Genomic DNA, 210 nt, shown 5'->3' with positions numbered 1-210 from the left:
TGCGGGCCGCCCCTCACCCTAACCCTCTCCCCGCAGGCGGGGAGAGGGGACAAGCCTGCCTTGCTCATGGGGGAAACCAAGCAGCGAACCACGTCTCTTCTCCCCGCACGCGGGGAGAAGATGCCGGCAGGCAGATGAGGGGCTACGCCGCCCAACAAACGGCCATGCCATCGGTCAGCGCCGCCGTGCCCTGATCCAGCTTTACGACGA

Origin of the sequence: Rhizobium sp. Leaf341, assembly GCF_001424325.1 — a bacterium.
Classification (GTDB): Bacteria; Pseudomonadota; Alphaproteobacteria; order Rhizobiales; family Rhizobiaceae; genus Ferranicluibacter.
Note: the sequence above shows the minus strand (reverse complement) of the source record.